This is a genomic window from Vreelandella stevensii S18214, assembly GCF_000275725.1.
In the GTDB taxonomy this organism is placed as follows: Bacteria; Pseudomonadota; Gammaproteobacteria; order Pseudomonadales; family Halomonadaceae; genus Vreelandella; species Vreelandella stevensii.
In genome coordinates this window covers 41,964-63,789 of the sequence record NZ_AJTS01000048.1, presented here as the reverse complement: position 1 = coordinate 63,789, position 21,826 = coordinate 41,964, and the positions used below count along the sequence as shown (strand labels likewise).

Annotated in this window: 23 protein-coding genes; 11 read left to right on the top strand and 12 right to left on the bottom strand. The window is 63.3% G+C overall.

What is annotated here, in order from left to right; genetic code table 11:
- The first annotated feature begins 26 nt into the window (after window positions 1-26).
- The gene (locus HSS18214_RS0115090) at window positions 27-410 is read left to right on the top strand and encodes a hypothetical protein (protein ID WP_016916110.1); all 384 of its coding nucleotides are present in this window, start codon (window positions 27-29) and stop codon (window positions 408-410) included.
- Window positions 411-443: 33 nt separating this feature from the next.
- Here HSS18214_RS0115090 and HSS18214_RS0115085 read toward each other — a convergent pair whose 3' ends face one another.
- The 5 genes from HSS18214_RS0115085 to trmB form a co-directional block, all read right to left on the bottom strand.
- Window positions 444-1,337 (bottom strand): AEC family transporter, encoded by an 894-nt coding sequence (locus HSS18214_RS0115085; RefSeq protein WP_016916109.1) that lies wholly within the window; start codon window positions 1,335-1,337, stop codon window positions 444-446.
- Between the two features lie 120 nt (window positions 1,338-1,457).
- On the bottom strand, window positions 1,458-4,424 hold the full coding sequence (gene glnE / locus HSS18214_RS0115080; RefSeq protein ID WP_016916108.1) for a bifunctional [glutamate--ammonia ligase]-adenylyl-L-tyrosine phosphorylase/[glutamate--ammonia-ligase] adenylyltransferase: 2,967 nt from the start codon (window positions 4,422-4,424) through the stop codon (window positions 1,458-1,460).
- A gap of 110 nt (window positions 4,425-4,534) precedes the next feature.
- Window positions 4,535-4,906 (bottom strand): diacylglycerol kinase, encoded by a 372-nt coding sequence (locus HSS18214_RS0115075; RefSeq protein ID WP_016916107.1) that lies wholly within the window; start codon window positions 4,904-4,906, stop codon window positions 4,535-4,537.
- A 25-nt stretch (window positions 4,907-4,931) separates the two neighbouring features.
- A complete protein-coding gene (gene dacB, locus HSS18214_RS0115070; protein ID WP_016916106.1) occupies window positions 4,932-6,410 on the bottom strand; it encodes a D-alanyl-D-alanine carboxypeptidase/D-alanyl-D-alanine endopeptidase in 1,479 nt (492 codons plus the stop codon).
- Between the two features lie 75 nt (window positions 6,411-6,485).
- Window positions 6,486-7,151 carry a tRNA (guanine(46)-N(7))-methyltransferase TrmB gene (gene trmB / locus HSS18214_RS0115065; protein ID WP_016916105.1) on the bottom strand — a complete coding sequence of 222 codons (666 nt, stop codon included), beginning with the start codon at window positions 7,149-7,151 and terminating at the stop codon, window positions 6,486-6,488.
- A 218-nt stretch (window positions 7,152-7,369) separates the two neighbouring features.
- Between trmB and HSS18214_RS0115060 the strand changes: the two genes are divergently transcribed.
- The 7 genes from HSS18214_RS0115060 (at window position 7,370) to HSS18214_RS0115030 (ending at window position 14,480) form a co-directional block, all read left to right on the top strand.
- A complete protein-coding gene (locus tag HSS18214_RS0115060; protein WP_016916104.1) occupies window positions 7,370-9,253 on the top strand; it encodes a beta-ketoacyl synthase in 1,884 nt (627 codons plus the stop codon).
- Window positions 9,250-9,744 (top strand): pantetheine-phosphate adenylyltransferase, encoded by a 495-nt coding sequence (gene coaD, locus HSS18214_RS0115055; protein WP_016916103.1) that lies wholly within the window; start codon window positions 9,250-9,252, stop codon window positions 9,742-9,744. The genes HSS18214_RS0115060 and coaD overlap by 4 nt, the downstream gene beginning before the upstream one ends.
- A 72-nt stretch (window positions 9,745-9,816) precedes the next feature.
- Complete coding sequence (locus tag HSS18214_RS0115050) at window positions 9,817-10,065, top strand: YfhL family 4Fe-4S dicluster ferredoxin (protein WP_016916102.1); 249 nt, start codon at window positions 9,817-9,819, stop codon at window positions 10,063-10,065.
- Between the two features lie 3 nt (window positions 10,066-10,068).
- Window positions 10,069-11,373: an MATE family efflux transporter gene (locus HSS18214_RS0115045; protein WP_016916101.1), complete on the top strand. Its 1,305-nt coding sequence runs from the start codon at window positions 10,069-10,071 to the stop codon at window positions 11,371-11,373.
- Window positions 11,374-11,526: 153 nt separating this feature from the next.
- Window positions 11,527-12,837: a short-chain fatty acid transporter gene (locus HSS18214_RS0115040; protein WP_016916100.1), complete on the top strand. Its 1,311-nt coding sequence runs from the start codon at window positions 11,527-11,529 to the stop codon at window positions 12,835-12,837.
- 86 nt (window positions 12,838-12,923) lie between these two features.
- Window positions 12,924-13,442 (top strand): acyl-CoA thioesterase, encoded by a 519-nt coding sequence (locus HSS18214_RS0115035; protein WP_016916099.1) that lies wholly within the window; start codon window positions 12,924-12,926, stop codon window positions 13,440-13,442.
- Window positions 13,443-13,475: 33 nt separating this feature from the next.
- Window positions 13,476-14,480, top strand: a complete 1,005-nt coding sequence (locus HSS18214_RS0115030) for a hypothetical protein (RefSeq protein ID WP_016916098.1) — start codon at window positions 13,476-13,478, stop codon at window positions 14,478-14,480.
- Between the two features lie 24 nt (window positions 14,481-14,504).
- Here the strand turns inward: HSS18214_RS0115030 and HSS18214_RS0115025 are convergent, their stop codons facing one another.
- On the bottom strand, window positions 14,505-15,890 hold the full coding sequence (locus HSS18214_RS0115025) for an aminotransferase-like domain-containing protein (RefSeq protein ID WP_016916097.1): 1,386 nt from the start codon (window positions 15,888-15,890) through the stop codon (window positions 14,505-14,507).
- Between the two features lie 95 nt (window positions 15,891-15,985).
- Between HSS18214_RS0115025 and HSS18214_RS0115020 the strand changes: the two genes are divergently transcribed.
- Window positions 15,986-16,591 (top strand): LysE family translocator, encoded by a 606-nt coding sequence (locus tag HSS18214_RS0115020; RefSeq protein ID WP_026001975.1) that lies wholly within the window; start codon window positions 15,986-15,988, stop codon window positions 16,589-16,591.
- On the opposite strand, the gene HSS18214_RS0115015 is transcribed toward HSS18214_RS0115020, so the two are convergent.
- Together HSS18214_RS0115015 and HSS18214_RS0115010 are read right to left on the bottom strand one after the other, a co-directional pair.
- Entirely contained in the window at window positions 16,588-16,938 is a 351-nt protein-coding gene (locus tag HSS18214_RS0115015) for an I78 family peptidase inhibitor (RefSeq protein ID WP_016916095.1), read from the bottom strand. The genes HSS18214_RS0115020 and HSS18214_RS0115015 overlap by 4 nt on opposite strands.
- A 94-nt stretch (window positions 16,939-17,032) precedes the next feature.
- A complete protein-coding gene (locus HSS18214_RS0115010; RefSeq protein ID WP_016916094.1) occupies window positions 17,033-17,164 on the bottom strand; it encodes an entericidin A/B family lipoprotein in 132 nt (43 codons plus the stop codon).
- Window positions 17,165-17,316: 152 nt separating this feature from the next.
- Between HSS18214_RS0115010 and HSS18214_RS0115005 the strand changes: the two genes are divergently transcribed.
- Window positions 17,317-17,736 (top strand): HIT domain-containing protein, encoded by a 420-nt coding sequence (locus HSS18214_RS0115005; protein ID WP_016916093.1) that lies wholly within the window; start codon window positions 17,317-17,319, stop codon window positions 17,734-17,736.
- Between the two features lie 6 nt (window positions 17,737-17,742).
- Here HSS18214_RS0115005 and HSS18214_RS0115000 read toward each other — a convergent pair whose 3' ends face one another.
- The 4 genes from HSS18214_RS0115000 to HSS18214_RS0114985 all read right to left on the bottom strand — a co-directional run bounded on the left by HSS18214_RS0115000 (window position 17,743) and on the right by HSS18214_RS0114985 (window position 20,406).
- Window positions 17,743-18,750, bottom strand: a complete 1,008-nt coding sequence (locus tag HSS18214_RS0115000) for a nickel/cobalt transporter (protein ID WP_016916092.1) — start codon at window positions 18,748-18,750, stop codon at window positions 17,743-17,745.
- Between the two features lie 62 nt (window positions 18,751-18,812).
- Window positions 18,813-19,454: a DUF1007 family protein gene (locus HSS18214_RS0114995; protein ID WP_016916091.1), complete on the bottom strand. Its 642-nt coding sequence runs from the start codon at window positions 19,452-19,454 to the stop codon at window positions 18,813-18,815.
- Window positions 19,455-19,483: 29 nt separating this feature from the next.
- Complete coding sequence (locus HSS18214_RS0114990; RefSeq protein ID WP_016916090.1) at window positions 19,484-19,849, bottom strand: lipoprotein; 366 nt, start codon at window positions 19,847-19,849, stop codon at window positions 19,484-19,486.
- Window positions 19,846-20,406 (bottom strand): hypothetical protein, encoded by a 561-nt coding sequence (locus HSS18214_RS0114985; RefSeq protein WP_016916089.1) that lies wholly within the window; start codon window positions 20,404-20,406, stop codon window positions 19,846-19,848. Before HSS18214_RS0114985 ends, HSS18214_RS0114990 begins: the two co-directional genes overlap by 4 nt.
- Window positions 20,407-20,523: 117 nt before the next feature.
- Here HSS18214_RS0114985 and HSS18214_RS0114980 point away from each other — a divergent pair, with 117 nt between their 5' ends.
- Window positions 20,524-21,654 carry a glycerate kinase gene (locus HSS18214_RS0114980; protein WP_016916088.1) on the top strand — a complete coding sequence of 377 codons (1,131 nt, stop codon included), beginning with the start codon at window positions 20,524-20,526 and terminating at the stop codon, window positions 21,652-21,654.
- Window positions 21,655-21,826: the final 172 nt, after the last annotated feature.

Sequence of the window (21,826 nt, the reverse complement as noted above, 5' to 3'; positions counted from 1 at the left end):
AAGGCAAACGAACGATGGAGGCATATATGCCACAGATGAATCGCGATCAACGTAATGCTGCTTGGCAAGCTGCGCACCAGTGGCGCGCCCGAGCTGCTCAGTCACGCCCCACTGGCGTCATGGGCAGCGTCAAGCTGCTGCTGACCTGGCTTGCCTTCGGGGCGCTGATGATCGTCGGCATGGTACTGGGCCTGATATTTTTGCTGATCGGCTGGGCCATGATGCCCTTCGTACGCCACAAGATGAAAAAGCGCATGGAACAGATGCGTGCCGAGCAGGCTCAGGATATTGGTGGCGGCTATGCCTCTCAACGTCATGCTTCTTCACAAAACCAGTCAACCTATGGCCATCGCCCGCACCAGAACGTTCTGGAAGGCAGCTATGAGGTGAAAGACGAGCCGCGCCACTGAGTCGGCACGTCACTTGGCCAAGCCAGCACGTCACTAGGGTGGTGTTTGTATCCAGGCAAAGGCCGCTGCCAGCGCCAGCGGCATGACCACCAGACTACCCAGATTACCGATCAGTACCAGCGAAGCCACCTTATGGGGTTCCAGCTTGTACTGTTCTGCGACCAGATAGTTGAGCACTGCCGGAGGCAGCACTGCAAATACCAGCAGCACGGCGGTCTGCAGCGGGTTCAACGGCAGTAGCCACATCAAGGGCAAGGCAACCACCAGCCCCGACAGCGGGCACAGCACGGCACCCAGCAACCCTGTGCGCCAGTCGCTGAAATCGATCTCCAGCAGCCGTACCCCCAAGGCAAACAGCATCAGTGGGATACAGATACCTCCCAACATGTGCATGGCTTCCAACAGCCAACTGGGCAGTGCCACTCCCCCCACATTGACCAGCAGCCCTGCCACACTGGCAGCCACGATGGGCATGCGCAGCATCCGCCACAGGGACGTGCGCGGGTCCAGCATGTAGAGCCCTACCGAAAAATGCAGCAGCATTTCGATGATGAACACCACCACGGCAGCGGGCAGCGCCTCGGGCCCAAAGGCAAGCACCAGTAGCGGCACTCCCATGTTGCCGGAGTTGTTGAACATCATGGGCGGCAGGAAGACCTTGATGTCCAGCGAGAGCCACTTGGCCACCGGCCACAGCACCAGGCCGGAACCCAGCACCACCACCGCTGCTGCCGTTGCCAGCCAGGCATAGTCGGCCAGCGGCGCCTGGCGGTCTGCCAGTACGGCAAATACCAGCAGCGGCACGAACAGCTCCATGTTCAGGGTATTCAGGCTGCCAATGTCGGGGCTGCGGTAGCGCCCGTAGGCAGCGCCGCAGCCAGCAATGAGGAATACCGGCAGCAGCGTGGCGAGTATGTGGCCAGTCATGAGCGGCCCTGCCGAACCGGCGAGCCCGCTGGGGTTGTGGCATGCATGTCCTGTCGTCCTTGTTGTTATCTTAACAGGCTATCTTTTTATCCCTGCGGCTGCCCATTAGCCCTTGGTGGATCATGCGCCCAGAAAACGCTGCCACAGGTCCGCCACCACGTGACGATGGCTCGCCAGCTCGCGGGCACTTCCTTCTGCCTTTTCGCCAGTCAGCGCGGCCCGGTGCGTGCGGCTACGGTAAGCCAGGTAGGCCTCTTTCAACTGTTCGGCTTCGCTGGGGGTGATATGCCCGCTGTCGGCCAGGGTTTCCAGAATGCGGATATTGTCGCTGTAGGTCAGCAGCGCGGGCGTCTGGTGGGCAAAGGCCAGCACGGCATACTGGCAGAGGAATTCGATGTCCACCATGCCACCCGCATCGTGCTTCAAGTCGAAGGTGCCCTCGGCGCTCACGGTATTGGCCGCCCCCTTGCTGCCCAAATGGTCACGCATCTTGTGGCGCATGTTGACCACATCGCTGCGCAAGGTGTCCTGGGCACGTTCGACGCCCAGAATCGCACCTCGCAGCGTCTCGAAGCGCGCGGCCAGTGCGTCACTGCCCGCCACTACGCGGGCCCGCACCAGCGCCTGGTGCTCCCAGGTCCAGGCATTCTGACGTTGATAGTCGGCGAAAGCCTCCAGCGAGGTCACCAGCAGACCAGCGTTGCCCGAAGGCCTCAGCCGCATATCCACCTCGTAGAGGCTGCCCGCAGGCGTGATGGCCGTCAGCAGGTGAATGATGCGCTGCCCCAGGCGAGTAAAAAAGACCGGGGTGTCCAGCGGGCGCGGGCCATCGGTAGCGCCCTTGCCGTCGCTGTCGTGCAGGAACACCAGATCGAGATCCGAGCCGTAGCCCAGCTCGATGCCGCCCAGCTTGCCATAGCCAATGATCAGAAACGCCGGCTCACGGTTATTACAGCCAGGGGGCACGCCATGCTTGCGGGCCAAGTGCTTCCAGGCCATGGCCAGCACCGCTTCCAGAATCACTTCCGCAATGAAGGTGAGGTAATCGCTCACTTTCATCAGATGCCGCGTACCGACCACATCCGATGCCGCCACGTGCAGCATCTGGGCGTGCTTGAAGACCCGCAGTGCTTCCAGCTGCGCCTCTTCGTCATCCTCGGGCAGGCGATTGAGCGTCTGGCGTAGCTCGTCGGCAAGGCGCGCCTTGTCGGCAGGCGTGTAGAGCGTGTCCGGGGTGAGCAGCTCATCGAGCAGGATGGGGTATCTGGCCAGCTGCTCGGCAATCCAGGGGCTAGCGCAGCAGAGCCGCATCAGATGCTCCAGCGCATGGGGGTTTTCACGCAGCAGCGCCAGATAGGCCGTCCGACGCAGCACGGCCTCGATCAAAGGCTGCACCCGCGCCAAGGCGGTGTCCGGCGCGTCGCTGCTGGCCAACGCCTCCAGCAGGAGCGGCATCAGGGCGTCCAGCCGCTCGAAGCCTATGCGCTGCATGCTCTGCACTGCCCGTGAGTGGTAGAGGCTGACCAGCCGCTTGTGGGCTCGCTCAGGCTCATGGAACCCTGCCCCGGCCAGCAAGGCCTGCGCCTCGTCGGGCTCCAGCTCTTCGCGCCACAGCAAGCGCCACTGCGCCAGGGCGTTTTCGCTCTGCGGCTCGTCGGCTTCTTCTTCGGGGTCGGCAATCACGGCATCGAAGTGTCGACGCACCCGCTCACGCACGCGGTTCAACTGCTCCTGCAGGGATGACCAGCCGTCGTAGCCCAGCGCGAAGGCAACCCGCTCGCGATCATCGTCATCGGTAGGCAGTTGCTGGGTCTGGCGATCTTCCAGGGCTTGAATGGCATGTTCCAGATCACGCAAGAAGGCGTAATCCGGCAGCAGCTCGTCCACCACGGCAGTGGGCAACAAACCCAATTCAGGCAGACGATTGAGAGCCGTGTACAGCGATGTCACTTGCAGCTCGGTATCTCGCCCACCGCGAATCAATTGAAACGCCTGCACGATGAACTCGACTTCGCGAATGCCCCCGGGCCCCAGCTTGATATTGCTCTCCATACCCTTGCGTTTGACTTCCCGGTTGATCATCGCCTTGAGTTCGCGCAACGACTCGATGGCGCCGAAGTCCAGATAGCGGCGATAAACGAACGGGCGCAGGCTCGCCAGCAGCGTCTGTCCGGCGTCGATATCCCCTGCCACGGGGCGCGCCTTGAGCATGGCGTAGCGCTCCCACTCACGCCCCTGATCCTGATAGTAGCTGTCCAGCATCGAGAAGCTGCCCACCAGCGGCCCGCCGTCGCCCAACGGGCGCAGACGCATGTCCACGCGAAACACGAAACCGTCGGCCGTCATGGCATCCAGGGCAGCAATCAAGCGCTGGCCGAGCTTGGTAAAATACTCCTGATGCTCGAGGGGTTTGCGCCCTCCTTGGGTTTCGCCTTTTTCGGGAAAAGCAAAGATCAGATCGATATCGGAGGAGAGGTTCAGCTCGCCCGCGCCCAGCTTGCCCATGCCCAGCACCACCAGCCGCTGGGGTGAGCCATCACTTCGCACGTCAGGCAGCCCCCACCGGGAGGCGTAAAAGTTTTCCAGCCAACCCAGCGCCGCCTCGATGCACACCTCTGCCAGCCAGGCAACCGACTGCGCCGTCTGCCACATGGTGGCGCCTGCAGGCCGGTTCAGGTCACGCCAGACGATGCCCAGCATACGGGCACGGCGAAAGCGGCGCAGGGCACGCTGCAGGCTCTCCTCATCCTCGCAGTCTGTTAGGGCGTCGTGCAGCCACTGCACGAGCGTCGCCTTGTCGGGAGCGCGGTCCAGCTCCCCAGAAGCCTCCAGCTCGGCCAGCCAATGGGGAAAGCGCGCCAGGGTTTCCAATGCGAACGTCGAGACCGTCACCACGCGAGCCAGCGCTTCACGACGCGCCTCTGGCAGGTCATGCCATGGCCCAGAGGGCAGTGCCTTGCCGGTCATCGAGGCCAGGTTGTCGGCCTGTGTCAGGGCATCCACGAGACGCTGCCGAGCTTCTGCGGCCGGGCCTGACAGTGCGTCAGGCAACGTGGTGGTGGAAAAGAGAGCCTGCGGTGTCTGCATATCTACCTCTGCGCCTAACGCACGTCGAAGTGACACGACTCATTGCTTGTCGGTCATTGCTGGTCTGTCATTGCTGGCCTTTCATTGCTTGTCTGGGCCATGGGAGCGGGTCAGCCCAGCCACTTCTCCCAGCCTAACAGGCCCCAGGTGAGCCCCGCCATGATGAGTGACAGCATGACCGCCGCCGAGCCGATATCCTTGGCACGGCCAGAGAGTTCGTGGTGTTCGGTGCCGATACGGTCCACCACGTTCTCGATGGCGCTGTTCAACAGTTCCACGATCAGTACCAGCAGCAGGCTGCCCACCAGCAGCAGCCAGCTGACCGGGCCCTCGCCGATCCACCAGGCAAACGGCAGCAGTACGGCGGCAATGGCCAACTCTTGACGGAAAGCGGCTTCGTTACGAAACGCGGCCTTCAGGCCTTTCCATGAGTAGCGCGTGGAGTGAACCAGATGGGTTAACCCGGTGTGTTGTGGCTTCATGCCCGTTGTCTCGTCTGCACGTTGATTAATGAGCCAGGATCATGGCGTCAAGATCCAGGGAGAGCGGGTCGAGGACTTCCGGCCAGCTCAGATAAGGGGTACTGCCGCTGCCGTTGACCAGTACGCTGAACACCCCCCAGCGCCCTTGCGCCGTGCGGAAATAGCCCGCCACTGCGCGCACGGCAAAGGGTTGATTCAGCGTACCGGTCTTGAGCATGACGTTATTCTGGAACGTGGGCGAACCGCGGCGAATGAAGCGCATCACTCCGTTGGCAGGCGACTGAAACGATGCCACGAAGCTCGGAAACAGCGCGCTCTGACGATACATGTCTTCCAGCATCACGTTGGTACCATGGGCCGACGTGCGGTTGTCCGTGGTCAAGCCGCTACCGCTGGAAAGCGTGATCGGCCCGTGGCCAGACAGCCCCTGAGCATAGGCCTCGATGGCCTGGCCCGCCTGTCGCAGCTGCGCCTGGGGCGTTTCCACCAGGTTCAGCGCCAGCACATCGGCCATGTAGTTGTTGGAATAGTTCATCGTCCGCAGCAGCAGCTCCTGCAGCGGCTGTCCATCGACGGCCGCTAGGCGACGTGCTTCGCTGGGCGGACGCGTCGAGCCCACACGCCATGGGTCACGCACGGTGATACCGGCCTGATTCAGCATGGCCTGCAGTGTTTGCGCCGTTTGCTCAGCGGCATCGCCAGCCCCACGGTAGACATCCCGGGCCGCCGCGTTGGTGGAAATCTGCCCGGTCAGGCGCATGACGTCGCCACGCTCATCGGTGATCCGCTCGGCGCTGATTTCCGTGCCGCTATTGGCCGGGCGCGTGACGACCTGGTTGTCGATCACGATCAGCGGCGCGGCGCTGTCACACAAGCCCGTGCGCGCGGGCTGCCCAGCAGTGGTAGCGGGCGCCACGTTGACGCACCAGGTGCCAAAGTTGACCCCCGCCGAGGTCAGCGGCGCACTGTAAGCATTGGCGACCCGCGTGCGTGCGTTGCAGCGGTCGGTAGTGATGCACTCCACCGGGCCAAAGCGCCACTGGCTGACCACCAGCGCGCCATCCACATGCTCGACGCCTGCCAGCTGCAGGCGCTGCACCAGCCGCCAGAGGTCTTCGCTGGTCAGCCCAGGGTCACCGCCACCCTCGAACACCAGGTCACCACGGAGCACGCCATTCTCCACGGGCGCGGTGCTCACCAGCTGGCTGGTAAAGCGGTGTTGGGGGCCAAAGCGGTTGAGTAGCGCGGCCGCCATATAGGCTTTGGTCACCGACGCAGGCGACAGCTGACGCTCGGGGTTCAGGCTTCCCAACAGCAGCTCGCTGGGACTCCCCCCCTCCAGCAGGCGCGCCTCGGCACTCACCGAAAACCCTTTGGCCTCCAGCTGGCTCAGCCGAGTGAAATCCGCCCACAGGGAGGTGCTGGCGCAGAGCGCGGCACTGGCAACGCCTGCCACCACACTGGCGCGCAGCCAGCGCGCAGGTAAATTAAAAAAACACGTCACGTTGGACTACCTCAGTACACAGTATCAATACAGATTCATCGTGGAAAACGCTGGTAACGCTCAGGAAGAGACTCGCTACGGCCGCTCTAAATCGATGGTCAAGCGCCATAGCGCCTGGCCACTTTGATCATACTTGGCTTCGAACGGCGTCAGATAGTCGCCGTTGGGCGTTACCCGGGCCACCGCCGCCTCACGATCGGTGACCACCTGCACGGCCTGGGCAAACTCCTCCACGTAGAGGTCCCAGTTCGAGCGCAGCTCCAGCCGCCCACCCAGCGCCAACAGTGTGGGGAAAACCGGATGACCATGCCAGCGCATTTTCAAGTGGGCCGACTTGGGGTAAGGGTTGGGATAGAGCAGATAATGACGCGCAGGCGCCCACCGGGCTGCCTGCGCCAGGCGCCAGAAATCCACCAGGTCGGCACGCACCAGCAGCGCATTGCCCGGCAGCTCGCCGTGATCTCGCCCCAGCCGGTCTGCGCTGCGATCCACCCCGATCACACAGTGGTCGGGGAACCTCTGCGCCAAACGGCGGGTCGATAGCCCGACTCCGCATCCTGCATCGATGATCAACGGTGCAGCGTGCTGGCGCCGCCAGAGGTCCGCCTGTTCGAAAGCCAGGCGGGTATGCTCGGCAATGGGTTTGCGCAGCGGATGCGCCAGGGCACGCTCGACGCGCCGTACCACATCCTGGTGTGGTCCCGGTTGGTTGGAAGTCACCGATCGTGAGGTGTGCTGCATGACATCCTCTGCATGAAAAAAACGTGATTCTATCAGTCTCCCGGCTGCGCGGCATGACGCCGTTGCTCGCCCGGTGCTATGATCACGCCAGAGTCGCTATTAAGCTCACTATTAAGTTCAGGACAGGCGCTGTGAAACGGCCTCCTGGCGATAATTGTCATTAAACACCACCGCACCACGAGGAACCCGGCTTGTCACACTTACCGGTGATTGTCGGCATGGGCGGCATCAATCCCGCCGGCAGAACCTCGGGCCATCAGGCCTTCCGCCGCACCGTGCTTGATGCCTTACCCGCCGATCAGCAGCGCCAAACACTGGAAGGCTTGGCCGCGCTCATGCGTCTCGCCGAGCACTCCGACCATGGCTGGCAGGACAGCGCAGGACAGCCCCTTGACTCGCCTGCCAGCCTGCTGCGTGAGCAGGTGCTTGACCATACCCTGATCCGCCGTAACGAGGATCCCCGCTTCCAGGCACCGGGCATGCCCGCCAACCGCCGTGCAGAGCTGGCGCTGGCCGAGCCCGTGCGCGTCACGCTGCGTCGCAAACAGCTGCCCGAGCAGCTGCCGGAAGGCTGGGAAGTACGCGAACTGGACGCCCGAGAAGTAGAAGTGACCCTGCCAGCGGGCATGCTGGAGGTCCTGCTACCCGATACTCAGGAACCCAAGGTGAAGGCCGCTGCCCAGCTGCCCTCCGGGTTCGACCCAGCCAGCCTGTACCGCAGCGTACACCACCCGCGCGGGCTGGCCATGGCCATTTTCGGGGCCAGCGACTGCCTTGGCGCCAGTGGCCTTGACTGGGAGACCCTGCGCCAGCAGCTCAACCCTGACCATATCGCCGTCTATGCGGGCAATTCGATTGGTCAATTGGATGACGAAGGCTGGGGCGGGCTGCTGAAGAGTCTGGTCAGTGGCCAGCGCGCAACGTCCAAGCAGATGCCCCTGGGGTACGGGCAGATGCCGGCCGATTTCCTCAATGCCTATGTACTGGGCAGCGTGGGTGGCACCGGCGCGGCGCTGGGCGCCTGCGCCAGCTTCCTCTACAACCTGCGCCTGGGCATCGACGATATTCGCGCCGGACGCCGCCGCGTGGTCATGGTCGGCACCGCCGATGCGCCGATCACCCCCGAGATCATCGAAGGCTTTCGGGCCATGGGCGCGCTGGCAGACGACGCCAGCTTGAAAGCCCTGGACGCCCTGACGCTGCTCACCGATGCCGACTACCAGCGCGCCTGCCGCCCGTTTGCCCGCAACTGCGGCTTCACCATGGCCGAAGCCAGCCAGTTCGTGCTGTTGATGGACGATACGCTGGCTCTGACGCTGGGGGCCGACATTCTGGGGGCCGTCCCCGATGTGTTCGTCAACGCCGACGGCTACAAGCGCTCCATTTCGGCGCCGGGGATCGGCAACTACATCACGCTGGGCAAGGCTGCGGCGCTGGTCAGGAACATGCTGGGAGAGACCGCGCTCAAGGAGCGTACCTATCTGCATGCCCATGGCACCAGTACACCCAAGAACCGCATCACGGAATCCCATGTATTCGATGAGATTGCCCGTGCGAACGGAATCGAGCAGTGGCCGGTGGTGGCCATCAAGGCGTTCATTGGCCACTCCCAGGGCTCTGCGGCGGGCGACCAGCTGGCCAGCGCCCTGGGCAGCTTCGCCCACGGCCTGCTGCCGGGCATTCCCACTCTGGATGCAGTGGCCGATGACGTTTACGCCGAGCGGCTGCGCTTTTTCACGACGCCCCAGGCGTTCAGCGCCGATGCGGCCTTCATCAACGCCAAAGGGTTTGGTGGCAATAACGCCACCGGCGTGGTGCTGTCCCCCCAGGTCACCGAGCAGCTGCTGCTCCAGCGCCATGGCAGCGCTGCCGTGGAGGCCTGGAAAGCCAAGCGGGAAACCGTGCGTGCCCAGGCCGCCGCGTATCTCAGCGAGGCGGACAAGGGCCACTACGCCCCGCGCTACCAGTTTGGCGAAGCCGTGCTGGAAGGCCCCGAGCTGGATATCCGGGCCGACCGCATTCATATCCCCGGCTACCACCAGGCGGTATCGCTGAACGTCGACAACCCGTTTGGCTCACTGAACGGCGAGGGGCAGTCATGAGCGCCCCACGCCGCAATATCGCAGTCTACCCCGGCACCTTCGATCCCATCACCAATGGCCACTTCGATCTCATCGAGCGTGGAGCGCGCATGTTCGATCAGGTGGTCATCGCCGTGGCGGCCAGCCCTGGCAAACGCCCCGCGCTGGAGCTGCCGACCCGTATCGCGCTGGCTCAGCAGGTGTGCGCGTCGCTGGAGAACGTGTCGGTGATCGGCTTCTCGTCGCTGCTCACCACCATGATGCACGAACAGGGCGCGACGATCATTCTGCGCGGCCTGCGCGCCGTCTCGGATTTCGAGTACGAACTACAGCTGGCCAACATGAATCGCGCCCAGAACCCCGAGCTGGAAAGTGTCTTTCTGACGCCTGCGGTGGAGAACTCCTACATTTCCTCGACCATAGTGCGTGAAATCGCCAAGCTGGGAGGCGATATTTCAGCGCTGGTGCATCCGCAGGTCGCAGAGGCGCTGCGTAAGCACTACACTAACTAGCCATCGCTATTGTTGAGTAAAACACTCGGGTATATCACCGCCCGAGTGTTCCGCCATTCGTGAGGTATGCCCATGGCCCTGATGATTACTGACGAATGCATTAACTGCGACGTCTGTGAACCCGAATGCCCCAACGATGCCATTTCTCCCGGCGAGGAGATCTATGTCATCGATCCCAACCTGTGCACCGAGTGCGTCGGCCACTTCGACGAGCCTCAGTGCCAGCAGGTGTGCCCGGTCGACTGTATTCCCCTGGACCCGGAGCGCCCCGAGACCCAGGCACAGCTGATGGAGAAGTACCGCATCATCACCGCAGCCTGACCCGTGCGTATCTGGGCGTTAGCCTGGCCCATCATTCTCTCCAACATCACCGTTCCGCTGCTGGGACTGGTGGATACCGCCGTGGTGGGCCACCTGCCCGACCCCCGCTACCTGGCAGGCGTCACGCTGGGGGCCACCCTGTTCAGCTTTCTCTATTGGGGGTTCGGGTTCCTGCGCATGGGCACCACTGGCCTGGTGGCGCAAGCCATGGGGCGCGATGCGCCCAGCGATGTACGCAACCTGCTGGGCCAGTCGCTAATCATCGCCATGGGAATTGGCGTGCTGCTGATCCTGCTGGGCTCCCCGTTGATCTCGCTGGGGCTGTGGCTGCTGGACGGCAGCGCCGAGGCCACCCCGCTGGCCCGGGAGTACGCTGAAATCCGCCTCTGGTCGGCCCCCGCCGTGCTGGCCAACTATGCCATCCTGGGCTGGTTCCTGGGGCAGCAGAATTCCCGAGTGACGCTGATGATCCTGCTGCTGACCAACGGCGTGAACATCCTTCTGGACGTTTGGTTCGTGGTGGGGCTGGGGATGACCAGCAACGGCGTCGCGCTGGCCAGCGTACTGGCCGACTACAGCGCGCTGGCATTTGGCGGTTATCTGGTGATGCGCCAACTGGGGCTTCTCGAGGGCCACTTTCAGCGCCAGCGGCTGCTGGCATGGAACGCCTATGCGGCGCTGTTCAATGTCAACGCCAACCTGTTCGTGCGCACCCTGGGGCTGCTGTTCGCCATGGCATTCTTCACCGCCCAGGGGGCTCGCCAGGGGGATACCGTGCTGGCCGCCAACGCCGTGCTGCTGCAGTTCATCATGCTGACCAGCTACGCCCTGGATGGCTTTGCCCACGCTGCAGAATCGCTGGTGGGCAGAGCCTACGGGCGCCGTGATTGGCCAGCGTTCGCCGCCACCGTCCGGGCCACGGCACGCTTCTCCTTCTGGACCGCCGGGGCCGCCGCCCTGCTGTTTGCGCTGGGCGGCAACCAGCTGATTGCCCTGCTCACCGGGCTCGAAGAAGTGCGCGCGGTGGCCGCCGTCTATCTGCCCTGGATGGTGCTGATGCCGTTGATCGCCGTGTGGAGCTACCTGCTGGACGGCGTTTTCATTGGTACCACCGCCGTCAGCCAAATGCGTAACAGCATCTTTGCCGGGCTGGCCGTCTACCTGCCCTGCTGGTGGTGGTTGCAGGACGCTGGCAATCATGGCCTGTGGCTGGCACTCACCCTGTTCACCGTGACACGTTCGCTGGTGCTGATTCTCTATTACCGCCACTACCGGCGCACCCGCTGGTGCGACCATCCAGCTCGCTAAGCTAGCGTTGAAGCCCACAACGGGCGGCTTTGGCCAATTACGCTAACGTGAGCTTGAGGGGGTCTGCTTCGTGAGTCGTCGAAGGGTGAAAATTATGCCGCACCGCCGTATATTAGCCGCGCACTTCCTAATAACGAATAAAGAGAGCACTCCATGCTAAAACTCATCTCGAAACCGGCGGTCAAGCTGGTCGAACGCTATTTACCCGACCCGTATATTTTTGTCCTGCTGCTGACCCTGGTAGCGGCAGTGGCGGCCATCGCCGTCGAACGACAAACGCCCCTGGCCGTGCTGCGCATGTGGGGGGATGGCTTCTGGGGCCTGCTGACCTTCTCCATGCAGATGCTGCTGGTGCTGGTCACCGGCTTCATGCTGGCCAGCTCGCCGCCGGTCAAACGTATCCTGCAGAAAATTGCCGGTACCGCTAAATCGCCGGGCGGGGCCATCATTCTGGTCACCCTGGTATCGCTGGCCGCCAGCTGGATCAACTGGGGCTTCGGCCTGGTCGTCGGTGCCCTGTTCGCCAAGGAACTGGCCCGCCTGATCAAGGTGGACTATCGCCTGCTGGTGGCCAGCGCCTACTCCGGCTTCGTGGTCTGGCACGGCGGGCTGGCTGGCTCGGTGCCGCTCACCATCGCCACCGAGGGGCATTTCTCTGCCGACCAGATCGGTGTCATCAGTACCAGCTCGACGATTTTTGCCTTCTTCAACCTGGCCATCGTGGTGTGTCTGTTCATTGCCGTACCGCTGGTCAATCGTCTGATGCTGCCGGATGAGAAGGACAGCGTCTATGTAGACCCCCGGCTTCTCGATGACGAGCCTGAGCCCGTTGGCCGCATTACCCGTCCTGCAGAAAAGCTCGAAAACAGCATGCCACTGGCCCTGCTGGTGGGTGTGCCTGGCCTGCTGTTCTTGCTGGATCACTTCTTGCTGCGCGGCGGTAGCCTGAACCTGAACGTGGTGAATTTCATGTTCCTGTTCCTGGCGATCGTGCTGCACCGCACGCCACGTAACCTGCTTACCAGCCTGAACGAGGCCATCAAGGGCGGCGCGGGCATCGTCATCCAGTTTCCCTTTTACGCCGGTATCATGGCCATCATGGTGCAGTCGGGTCTGGCCCAGAGCATGTCCGAGTGGCTGGTGTCGTTTGCCACCGCCAATTCGCTGCCCTTCTGGTCGTTCCTGAGTGCCGGTATCGTCAACCTGTTCGTGCCCTCCGGCGGCGGCCAGTGGGCCGTACAGGCACCGGTCATGCTACCGGCGGCCGAAGCGCTTGGGGCGGATATCGCTCGGGTCGCCATGGCGGTCGCCTGGGGCGATGCCTGGACCAACCTGCTGCAACCCTTCTGGGCGCTGCCGGTGCTGGCCATTGCCGGGCTCAAGGCCAAGGACATCATGGGCTTCTGCCTGATCCAGCTGTTCATTACCGGTGCGATCATCTCGGCGGGGCTGGTCTGGTTCTAAGCCCCCTGGTACGCTGTTGACCACCCGCCCCGCTCGGCCCGTGCGCCAGGGGGCGGGTATTTTTTGGCTTTCAAAAGGTGATCTCCATGACCGACACGACGCTTGAACACAGCCCACTGCCCGGCCAGCACGAGCTGTCCATGACGGTACTGATGACCCCGGACATGGCCAATTTCAGTGGCAAGGTGCACGGCGGTGCTATCCTGAAGAAGCTGGATGAGGTGGCTTACGCCTGTGCCAGCCGCTACTCGGGCCACTACGTGGTGACGCTCTCGGTGGATCAGGTGTTGTTCAAACAGCCCATCCATGTGGGTGAGCTGGTCACCTTTTTGGCCAGCGTCAATCACGTTGGCCGCTCATCCATGGAGATCGGCATCAAGGTGGTGGCCGAAGACATTCGCGACAAGCTGATACGCCACACCAACAGCTGCTACCTGACCATGGTGGCCGTGGACGAGCAGGGCAAACCGGCTCGCGTGCCGCCGCTGGCACTGGAGACGCCGCTACAGAAGCTGCGCTTCGAAAAAGCCGCCCTGCGCAAGAAGCTGCGCAAACAGGCCGAACAGGAAGAGGAGCGGGCCCAACAGCATCACCGGCAGCGCTAGATGCTGCCCTATTCGTCATGACAAGGAGTCACCATGCCCATCAGGCGGCGCTACCCCCATCTGCCCAAGGGGGTCGAATACGCACACATCGGCTGGGATTTACTGATCCTGACGGCAGTGGCCGTGAATTTGAGCCTGCTGCTGTTCGACTCGCTGTTTCTGATCGAGCCGCTCAATCAAGCCTTCGCTGCCATGGCCCCGAGCGCCCATGCGACCTACGACACGGCGATCCATAGCCGCTTCACCACCATCGACCTGATGTTTGTCGGCCTGTTCGTGGCCGATGTCCTGCTGGGCTGGACGGTGGCCATCGCCGAACGGCGCTATCACCGCTGGTTTTTCTACCCGTTCGTCCACTGGTACGACGTACTGGGCTGCATTCCGGTGGGCGGATTCCGGCTGCTGCGCATCCTGCGCGTGGTGTCGCTGCTGCACCGCTTGCATCGGCTTGGCCTCATCACGGTCACCCAGTGGCCGCTTTACCGCTTCTTTGCCAAATATTACGACATTCTGCTGGAAGAGCTCTCGGACCGTATCGCTCTGCGCCTACTGGGCAACGTTCAACAGCAGATCACGGCCAGCGACTCCCTCTCGGAGCGTGTCATCGAGCGGGTCATCATGCCGCGCAAACGTCAGCTGATCCATGAGATCACCCAGCGCCTGGAAGCCACCGCAGGGCAGGCCTATCAGCAGAACCGCAGCGCCATCCAGACCGCCATCAGCGAGCTGGTCAGCCGTACGCTGCGCGAAAGCCCGGAGATCCGTCGCCTGCAGCGCCTGCCCATGGGCCACGCGGCATCCAGCGCGCTGGAAGCGTCGCTGAGCGGCGTTGCCCAGCGGCTGGTGGACGAGATTGCCCAGCAGCTGCACTCCCCGGCCTTTCGCCAGCTGCTGGAGCAGACTGCCGATAGCGGCTTCGATAGTTGGCTGCAGGTCGACCAGGGTAGCCAGCAGGTGACCGAGCAGGTGCTGCTGGATATCCTGGAGATGCTCAAGGAGCAGGTAGCGCGACAGCGCTGGAAAGATCGCTATGATTGAGGCGGCTGGCCACGGGCCCTGGCATCAAACGGTGGTGGTGGCCAGCGGCGGCTGCGCCAGGCTGGCGCGTACGGTGTTCAGCGCCGACACCAGGGCAGGCCGGTCCGATGCGGCACCGATACAGATGCGTATGGCCTGAGGTGCCGGGGCACTGCCCACGCAGAAAGGCTCGGCGCTCTCCACCTTGACCCCCTGCTGCTGAAGCCGCATGCATAGCTCCAGGGCACGCACGCCCTCGGGCAGCGCCAGCCACACATTGCTTCCTGATGGCCGTTGGCCCAGGGCGTAGCCTGCCAGGAGCTGTTCGGCAAGCCCTTGGCGGGCCGTCAGCTCACCGGTTTGCCAGGCCAACAGTTCGCTGGCGGCTGGCTGATGAATCCAGTGGCAGACAACATCCACCATCAGCGGCGGCACCATCCAGCTTTGCGCCCGCACCCCCGCCGCAAGCCGCTCCAGGAGCGCTGGCGGTGCACGCAGCACGCCGATACGCAGGCCACCCGCCAGCACCTTGGCCGTGCTGAACACGAACAGCGTGCGCTCCGGGGCCAGCTGGTAGAGCGGCGTACCGCGCTGCTCTACCGGCAGGTACTGAACGCCATCTTCCAGTAGCCATATATCGTATCGCCGGGCCAGCGCCACCAGCTGGGTGCGGCGCTCTTCGCTGAGGCAGGTGCCCGTCGGGTTGTTCTGATCGGGGGTCAGATAGATCAGCCGTGGCGGCTGGCGTGCGCACTGCGCCTCCAGCGCTGCGATGCTCATGCCCTCCTGGTCGAAGGCGATACCGACCATTTTCAGATGTGCCTGCTGCGCGGCACTGATGGCGCCGGGATAGGTCAAGGCGTCGGCGGCGACCAGCTCGCCGGGACGCAGCAGAGTATTCAACACCAGGCTGATGGCGTGCTGGCCCCCTTGGGTCACCAGCAGCTCGTCGGCCGCCAGCGCCATGCCAAGCCTGCCCAGCCAGTGTGCCAGCTGCTGGCGATGGTGTTCGCTCCCTTGCGCGCCGGAGTAGGTAATTCCGCGTGTCAGTACCTCTGGGTCGCCGCTCAGGGCATGCAGCGCCGTACTCAGCGCCTGGGCTCTCAGCGGATGAGGCGGCGGCAAGCTCAAGCTGAGATCGGTCAGGCCGCTCTCCCGCTCATGGAGCGTGTCAAAGGCATGGGGCTGATGCGACTTGACGTAGGTGCCACTGCCCACCCGAGCCGTGACCCAACCCTGGTGTTCTGCTTCGGCATAGCCACGGGTGACCGTACCTACCGTCACACCCAACGCATCGGCCAGGCGCCGCTGAGGTGGCAAGCGCGTACCGGGCGCCAGCTCACCCCGCCGGATGGCCTCCCCAATGGCCAGGGCAATAGCGCGATAGCGGGGGCCGCTATGCGAATCGATGTGAGGCACCCAAATTGTCATGGTGACAATAAAACCTTTGACGGGAATTCAGCGGTCATTATGCTAACAATCAGGTGGGAAAAACAACTCAACCCAAAAAATTGTATGGGTACAAAATGAACAGTGAATGGTTAGTACTGGGCCCAGCAGCGCTTTACATGATGTCCATGACGCTCACTCCGGGCCCCAACAATCTCATGCTGACCGCCTCCGGGGCCAACTTTGGCTTTCGGCGCACCCTACCCCACATGTGGGGCATTCTGGGCGGCTGTTTTTTGCTGTTCTCGGCCATTGCGCTGGGGCTCGGCGTGCTGTTCGAACGCTTTCCCGTGGTGCAGAACCTGCTGCGCTGGGCTGGCAGCGGCTACTTGCTGTACCTGGCCTGGAAGATTGCCACGGCACCGCCGCCCAACCTGAACCGCCAGCAGCGCAGCGTGCCGCTCACCTTCTGGCAAGCCGCCATGTTTCAGTTCGCCAATCCAAAGGCGTGGGTGATGGGGCTGGCCCTCATGGCCAGCTTCTTGCCGCAGAGCGGGCAGCCCGTGGTGAACGCACTGGTATTGGCAAGCTTTGCCGAGCTGGTCGCATTGCCCTGCATTGCCCTCTGGGCCGCGTTTGGCAGCGCCATCGGGCAATGGATCAAGAGCGACCGGGCATGGCGGGCCTTTAATGTCACCATGGGCGTGCTCACCGCTGCCTGCGTGTGGCTGATACTGCGTTAGCCGCAGCGCACGGCCTCGATCAGCTCGTCACTGCCCAGCACAATGTTCAAACGATCTTCCCGGTAATCCATGGTCGCGGCGCTGTCAGGCCGCAATACCCGTACATGACGGGAACCGCTCTCGTCGCGCAGCGCTTCGACAAGGGCCTCGTCAAAAGAGGCGCCAATGGCATGGGCGACGGCGTTGGCATCACAGACCGCCTCGGCATCCACCGGCGTGCTGCCAACCACGGGAGGCTCGGGGGCTGGTTCACTGGGGGTCTGGGACGTACAAGCGGCCAGCAGCAAGGCAGCCAGCAGCGCCGCTAAGGCACGGGTAGGTCGGAAGGTGGAAAAGGGAAGTGGCATGCGTGTTCCTCAAGAAAAGCGCTTAATGGTCGTCCTCTAAAAGCAAGGGTCAGGCATGGCTGCCTGACCCTTGCTTGCTCAAAGCCCACCTTGATCAGCTAGCGGCATCCTGAACGGCACGACCACCTTCCTGAACATCCTGGCCAGCACCTGCCACGGTGTTACAGCCTGCCAGTGCACCCGCAGCCATCAGTAGAATGAAGCTTGTCGCCAGTAACTTTTTCATCGTGTTCTCCTTAACAGGTGATGTCGCCTTTGCGTCTTCACTTGGCTGGCATGAAGACATTACCCTTTGAGCCTAACAGATTTTCAGCATTTCGCCTGCTATGCTGAGCTTTTAGACCCATGCTTGCCCCACGCCCTACCTGGAGACGTCACTTGGCCGACCTGATTCTCGACCCCCGCCTGGAAGCGGATACCTTCCCACTGGCCGACCTGCCCCTGTGCCGGGTGCTGCTTATGAACGATGCCCGCTACCCCTGGGTGGTGCTGGTGCCCCGTGTTAACGACATCAGCGAGGTATTCGAGCTAAGCGACGCAGACCAGGCCCAGCTGTGGCGAGAAGCTGCGGCCCTGGGAGCGGCCATGAAAGAGGCCTATCACGGCGACAAACTCAATATCGCCACCCTGGGCAATGTGGTGAGCCAACTGCACCTTCACGTGGTGATCCGCTACCGCGACGATGCCAGCTGGCCCGCCCCGGTATGGGGCAACGGCACGCCTGAGCCGTATGAGCTTGCCGACCAGGGCAAACGGCGTGAACAGCTGCTGGCCCTGATCAATGGCTTGAGCGTTTAGGCTGCCTCAGCCGCCGGGCAGTACGCTGCGACTCGGCGGCTCGCTCAGCAGCGGGCCGCTGGCAGGCTGAGCCGCTCCCGCCAACGACAAGGAGACGCCCAGCGCCACGATCAGCGCGCCCCCTGTGAGGGCGACCCACCCCGCGATTTTTTCCACCGCTTGCCGACTCTGCTGCCGTTGCAGCCGCCTTGTTGCCCAGCCACGCGCCACGATGCTGGCCATGGCCAGCGCCGAAACGGTGATGCCGGTACCTAACGACATGACCAGCACCGCGGCCATCCCTACATGAAACTGCCCCAGCAGGCTGGCCGCCCCCAGCATCAACACGGCCCCGGTACAGGGGCGCATGCCAATGGCCCCCACCGTCATTAGCGCAGTACGCCACTCCAGCACCTGTTGCGGCTCGATATGGTGGGCTCCGCCGCAGCAGTGGGCATGATCGTGGCTGTGGCTGTGGCTGTGGCTGTGCTCATGATGGTGGGGCTCGGCCACCGGTGCCTGCGCGCGATGGGCGTGGCGCAGTTGCCTGATGGCGCGCCAGCATAGCCAGACGCCCAGCAGCGCCACCAGCAGAAAGCTCGCCTGTTCCACCCATACCACGCTCCCCATGGCTTGCCGAGTGACCCACCCCAGCCCGTGCACCAGCACCACTACCATGACGATGGCCGTCACACCCTGCAGCAAGGAAGCCGCAAACGACAGCCCCAGTGCACGCCGAGTCGCTCCCCCATGGGAAGCCAGGTAAGTGGCCAGCACCGCCTTGCCATGACCAGGCCCCGCAGCATGAAACACGCCATAGGCGAAGCTGACTCCCAGCAGCGTCATCCACGCACCCGTAGACGGCGTGCGGGAGAGTTCCGTGATGGCCAGCGTCAAGCTGCGATGCAAGTCGCGCTGCCAGCCCAACAACTGGTAGCTGACGCCCTGCAGATTGCTTTGCACGACCCAGACCAACAGGATGGCACACAGAATACCGCCTGCTGCCCAGGCCAACTGCTGTCGTGTTACCGGCATCCTCCCTCCACAGCTAAAAAGTTATAAAGTAACATTTTATACACGATAGCAGGTCGTCTGCGCTAGCGGCAATCCACCCTGCCGGTCTCGGCAAAATGACGCCCCAAGCCTGGCTCACCCTCTTCGTCCACATCCAGCAGGGCCGCCTGCAAGACCATTTCGGGGTCTGGGTCCGCCTCGATGATGCTCAGCTCGCAGGTGGGCTCACCATTCAACACCAGCGCCCCCTTGCTGGGGCCATCGTTATCGGCTTCATGCACCACTTCGATGTAATAGGTAGGGTCAAAGACCTGGTACTCCAGCACGTTGCCTTGCAACGGCTGAGGGCTCTCCAGGGGTAGTATGAACATGAAGGTCAAACGGCCATCCCGCTCCATGGCGGTATACTCCGTCACTTCGCCAAAGGCCTGGCGCTGGCGGTTGATACGCAGCTCGGTAAAGTAGTGCTGGGGCACCAGATTATTACGGATATCGCTGCCCAGCTGGTCCAGGCCCTCTTCCAGCGACGCGCCGGGCACCTGCTGCAGCTCCTCGAACACCACCAGGCTATAAAACGGGTCCATGCGCCAGGTTTGATGCACGCCGGTGGCCTCACCCGCTTCGTTGGTAATCACGCGCATGCTGAGATCGATCCAGCCATGGGGGTGCGCCCATACCTCACCGCTGGCCAGCCCAAGGCCCACGGCCAACGCGGCCCCTTTCATCCATCTCCATTGTTTGGCGACTGCCAGGGTCACGGTAACTCTCCTAATCTGCTTTGTAACTCCACCAGCCACGGGTCCAGCACGTAGGGGGGAATCGGCTGACTGCCGCTGAGCGCAGATACCCGCACCAGCGTGCCGCCGCCCGATTCGCTCACTTGAAGCTGCAACCGGTAGCCGGGCCAGCGGGCCAGCACCGCTTCCGCCCTCCCCAGGGACATATCGGCATGGCGCACCACATACCCCTGTTCGATCATCATCGCGACGGCTTCACGGAACGTCTGTTCGGTATCGGCACGGTAGTGCAGATCGCGGCTTTCCAGCGGCTGCGTCGTTGCACATCCAGCCAGCCACAGCAGTGTGACCAGCGCGGCTCCCCACTTGATGAAACGGCTCATAAGCCCCCCTGCCCCTGGGCCTGTTGAAAGGCCGTTTGAAAGCGTCCGCAAAAGTCATCGTTACTGGCGCTGTAGGCCTCGCGCTGCTCACCGAAGTGATCGAAACGGCGAATGTCCCGAGACAGGCGTAGCTGCGCGTCACTGACCAGCACCGATACACGCTCCACTTCCGTGGGCGTTTGCCCGACACCCGCACCAAAACGCCCGCCGCCCCCCAGGCCGATGCTGGAGCCGCGACCCACGCCCATCCCGCCAAACAGCCGGAAGCCGCTGCCGTAGGGGGAGTAATAATCATAACGGTCATAATATCCCACCAGCTCGCGCTCGCGGGAGGCGCTCACCAGACCAAGCCGAGTGTCGGTGGCGTCCAGGCTAAAGCCCCACTCTTCCAGCACATCGACAGCCCGAGTGACCGCCGCCAGGGAGTCGGCAGCCTGATGGACCGGGAATGCACAGGCCGCAGCAGGCCCAGGCTCGGCCTGAGGCAAGCGGTCTGGCACTGTCTGGCAGCCGGCCAAGGCCAGCAGGCAGGTCATGCTGATAGGGATAACCTTCATGTGAATTCCTCTTGCCCTCTGTGCGACTGGTGTGTGGTCCAGCAGCACGCTAAGCTCGCTGGCTAACACGAAAAAGAACGACAATACGCTGAGACAACGTTTCAAGGAGGTTGTGCGATGAATGTACTGCTTTGCCCGGATAGTTTTAAAGATGCCTTGAGCGCCGAACAAGCGGCCCAGGCCATGGCACACGGCATTACACGGGCGGCACCATCGGCCATCACGCACCTTTGCCCGCTGGCCGATGGCGGCGAGGGCAGTCTGGATGCCTTGATGGCAGCCACTCAGGCAGAGTGTCGCACGCTCACCGTTCAAGATGCCCTGGGCAGACCCCGCCAGGCCCGCTGGGGCTGGCTTGGCGAGCAGCGTACCGCGTTTATCGAGCTGGCAGAAGCCAGCGGCTTGCAGCACTTGAACAGCGACGAGCGCAACGCCCTGCACACCAGTACCCATGGCGTGGGCGAACTGTTCCTGGCGGCCCTGGACGCCGGTGCCACCCAGGCCCTGCTCCTGCTGGGCGGTAGCGCCACCAACGATGCGGGCGCCGGCATGCTCCAGGCGCTGGGGGCCAGGCTGCTCGACCAGTACGACCAACCGCTGCCTCCCGGCGGGGCTGCCCTGCAGCAGCTGGCCACGCTGGACCTCTCCACCCTGGACCCGAGGCTGGCCAGCCTGGACGTCACGGCCGCCGTGGACGTGGATAACCCGCTGCTCGGTGAGCGCGGTGCCAGCGCCGTGTTCGGGCCGCAAAAAGGGGCCAGCCCCGACGACGTGGCCACCCTCGACCGTGCTTTGGGGCACTTTGCCACGCTCGCCGCAGAAGCCTTGGGTCGCGATGACCGAGACATGCCGGGCGCGGGTGCCGCGGGCGGCATGGGCTTTGCCGCCAGCAGCTTCCTGAACGCCAAACTCTCGCCGGGTATCGACATGATCATGCAGCAGGCCCAGGTGAGCAGCCTGCTGGCCAAGGCGGATCTGGTGATCACCGGCGAAGGCCGCCTGGATGGCCAGAGTCTCTCTGGAAAGACCCCGATTGGCGTGGCCCGCGCCGCCCAGCGCCTGGGTAAGCCGGTCATCGTGCTGGCGGGCAGCCTGGGGGATGGCTGGCAGGCCTGCTTGAATGAAGGCGTCACCGCCGCCTTTGCCCTGGCCGACGGCCCCATGGGCCTGGAAGACGCCCTGCCGCGTACCGCTGAACTGCTCAGCGACCGCTGCGACAGCATAGCCCGGCTGTGGCTGGCTCATTGACGGCGGCGGCCCCCTTGAAAAATCGCCGAGTCGCCAACATCTCTTGATAAGTCGCGATGAGTCAGCCGTCGCCAGCTCACCGCCGGTCATGGCAGGCCGCTATGGTAGCGATGCAAAAAACCTGTTTTGCATTGGCCAACCAGGGCCTTAAGCTGGAAAAAACGAAACGATG